Annotated in this window: 3 protein-coding genes and 2 pseudogenes; all 5 read right to left on the minus strand. The window is 65.7% G+C overall.

What is annotated here, in order from left to right; all coding sequences use genetic code 11:
- Positions 1-45 precede the first annotated feature (45 nt).
- Positions 46-216: pseudogene (locus I5W_RS34230) on the minus strand (AAA family ATPase); the annotation flags it as partial.
- Positions 217-585, minus strand: a pseudogene (locus I5W_RS13025) (acetyl-CoA C-acyltransferase); the annotation flags it as partial.
- Positions 586-629: 44 nt separating this feature from the next.
- Positions 630-1,937: an acetyl-CoA hydrolase/transferase family protein gene (locus tag I5W_RS13030; RefSeq protein ID WP_044529546.1), complete on the minus strand. Its 1,308-nt coding sequence runs from the start codon at positions 1,935-1,937 to the stop codon at positions 630-632.
- Entirely contained in the window at positions 1,930-2,433 is a 504-nt protein-coding gene (locus I5W_RS13035) for a PaaI family thioesterase (protein WP_050010671.1), read from the minus strand. The genes I5W_RS13030 and I5W_RS13035 overlap by 8 nt, the downstream gene beginning before the upstream one ends.
- Positions 2,430-3,076: enoyl-CoA hydratase-related protein (locus tag I5W_RS13040; RefSeq protein WP_044529547.1), on the minus strand; the 647-nt coding region annotated here is incomplete at its 5' end. The genes I5W_RS13040 and I5W_RS13035, both read right to left, overlap by 4 nt.

Raw genomic sequence — 3,076 nt, forward strand, 5'->3', positions numbered from 1 at the left:
CGACAGCGCGTGGTCCTTCTCGAAGACGCCACGGAATTCGGTCTATGTGGTAGCGCCAATGCACTTCAACTGACCGCTGGAGAGCGCAGGCTTCAACAGGTTGGACGCATCCAGCGTGCCGCCCGAAGCCGAACCCGCACCGATGATGGTGTGGATTTCGTCGATGAAGAGGATGCCGTTGGGGCTGTCCTTCAATTGCTTCAACACGGCCTTCAAGTACTCGATATTGCTCATGCTTTCGACGCCACCCGCCATCACGACGTCGGCAGCGCCGGTCTGGACCATCATGGCCGCGCTCACGATGGCCTGCAGGCCGCCGCCGCAACGGCGGTCGAGCTGCATGCCGGGCACGTCGACCGGCAGTCCTGCCTGCAGCGCGATCCAGCGTCCGACGCAGGGTGTCTCGCTGCTGGCATACGACTGGGCGAACACAACGTCCTCGATGCGACCCGGATCGATGCCGCTGCGCTTTAAGACTTCGCGCGCGGCGATGGCGCCCAATTCTTCCACTGGCATGGGGCGCAGGCTGCCCCCGAAGGTGCCGACCGGGGTTCGGACGGGTGATACGATGGCGGCGCGACGCATGCGGGACTCCTTGTAGACGATTGAAAAGCAGATTGAAAAACGGGTCAGTACGCCGCGTCGGCGGCGGCCTCTTCGAGCGCGGGGCGATGGATTGGATGCGCCAGCGCCAACATGCGCTGGCGGCGCTGCGCCAGTGTCAGGCCGCGCAGGTCGGCTACGCCGTATTCGGTGACGATTACGCCGGCATCGCTGCGCGGGGTGCTGACCGGGCCGTTCAGCTTTGCGACGATACGGCTGTGCGTGCCGGCCGTCGAGGGCAAGGCGACGATCGGCAGACCGCCGCGCGACGCTTGCGCGCCGCGCAGGAAATCGAGTGCGCCGCCGACGGCCCCGACGTATGTGCCGTTGGCCTGTTCGGCATTGATCTGGCCGGTCAGGTCGACCTCGATCGCCGAGTTGATGGCGACCAGTCGGTCGATGCTCGCCAGGATCTGGTGGTCATGCGTATAGTCGGTCGACCGGAACTGCAGGGCGCTGTTACGGTGCGCATACTCGTGCAGGCGCCGGCTGCCGATCATCAGACCGGCCACGGTGACACCTCTGTCAATGGTCTTGCGGCTGTTGTTGATTACGCCTTCACGCATCAGCTGCGCCACCTGATCGCCGATGGCGCCGGAATGGACGCCGAGGTCGCGCCGGTTGCCCAGCCGGGCGAGGATCGCAGCCGGGATGGCACCGATGCCGAACTGCAGCGTGGCGCCATCCTCGATCAGGCCGGCCGCGTGCGTCGCGATCGCCACGTCCACCGAACCCGGTACGGCATCGGGACTCTCCGGCGGCAGCCGCGAGCTCGGGAGGATGAAGTCGATCTCGTCATGGCGCAGGGTGCGTTCGCCATGGGTCCAAGGCGCCTGCTGGTTGACTTCGGCCACCACCACGCGTGCGCTGTCGAGCGCGGGGAGCAGGTATTCGTGGGCGATGCCCAGGCTGTATCGATCATGCTCGTCGGAAGGTGCCACTTGCAGCAACAGGACGTCGATCTTCAGCCGGCCGCTCCGGATCAGCGCCGGAAACTGCGAATAATGGCAGGGCAGCACATCCAGCACGCCAGCCTTGGCCAGCGCACGGTTGTGGCCGCTGCCGCAGTACGACGTGAACTGCACGCAGTCGGCATGTTCGGGCCGGCAGGTCGGATTGTTAGAAATGCCCAGGAATACACCGAAACGGCCGATCGCATGACGCTGGCGCATCAGTGCCTCGGTAAGCGGCAGCGGTTCGGCATTCGCTTGGCCCCACAACACCGTGTCGCCCGGGCGCACGATAGTGCTCAGGTCGGGCGCTACGCTGTTCAGGACTTGCGGAGTGCGCGCGGGGCGGGCCGTGACGCGGCCGGGTTGGACAGTCTCAGGCATCGCCGCTCACCTGGCGCGGGTTGACGTACTTGAACGTGCCACTTGCGGTGGCCAGCAACGTGCCGTTTTGGTCGCGCAATTCGCCGTCGCAGAACGCAAGCGACCTGCCGCCCTGGCGCAGGCTGCCGCGCGCGAACAGTTGTTCACCGAGAACGCCAGCAGGGCGCAGGAAGCTGGTCTTCATTTCGACCGTCACGCAGAAGCGGTGGCGGTCGTCGCCGTGGCGGCCGGCGGTGGCCATCGCCATGTCGAGGAGGGTCATGACCACGCCGCCATGGGTCGTCATGCCGCCGTTCATGTGAATGCGGGCCAGGTCGACGACGATCTGCAGCGAGCCGTCTTCCATCGGCATGACATTCACGTCGAGGTGGTCGAGGAAGGGCACGTCGATCCCCAGGTCGGCGTAGGTCATGAGCTGGCCCGGAACGCGCGGCTTGGCCGGGCGTGTCTGCCAGTTCTGCCCGCGCGGAGGATGTGGTTTGTCGACGGTGTTCATTTGTGCTGGAAGACCGGTGGGCGTTTTTCGATGAAGGCAGCTAGACCTTCCTTGTGATCGGCGCAGGCGAAGGTCGCGTAAGCCATGCGGCGTTCGAACTGCAGGCCTTCGGCCAGCGAGCCCTCGAAGGCACGGTTCACGCACTCCTTGGCCATCATCGTGGCCGGCAGCGACTGCGCCGCGATCTTCGCCGCCACGGCCAGTGCTTCCGTGCGCAGCTCAGCAAGGGGCAGGACGCGGCTGACGAGGCCGAAGCGATCGGCTTCATCGGCGTTGAGCTGGCGCCCGCTGAGCACCATTTCCATTGCCTTCGACTTGCCGATCGCGCGGGTCAGGCGCTGGGTGCCGCCGGCCCCTGGAATCGTTGCCAGGCTCAGTTCGGGCAGGGCGAAGCGCGCATTGTCGGCCGCGAGCACGAAGTCGCACATCATCGCGAGCTCACATCCGCCGCCCAGTGCAAGCCCGGCCACGGCCGCGATCACCGGCTTGCGGCAGCGGGTCACACGTTCCCAGTTCGAGGTGATGAACTGGTCGCGGTAGACATCGGTAAAACTCCAGGCATGCATCATCTTGATGTCGGCACCGGCCGCGAATGCCTTGTCGCTGCCGGTAAGGACGATGGCGCCGATGGCGGGATCGGATT

Source organism: Herbaspirillum sp. B65, assembly GCF_000333555.1.
Taxonomy (GTDB): domain Bacteria; phylum Pseudomonadota; class Gammaproteobacteria; order Burkholderiales; family Burkholderiaceae_D; genus Herbaspirillum; species Herbaspirillum rubrisubalbicans.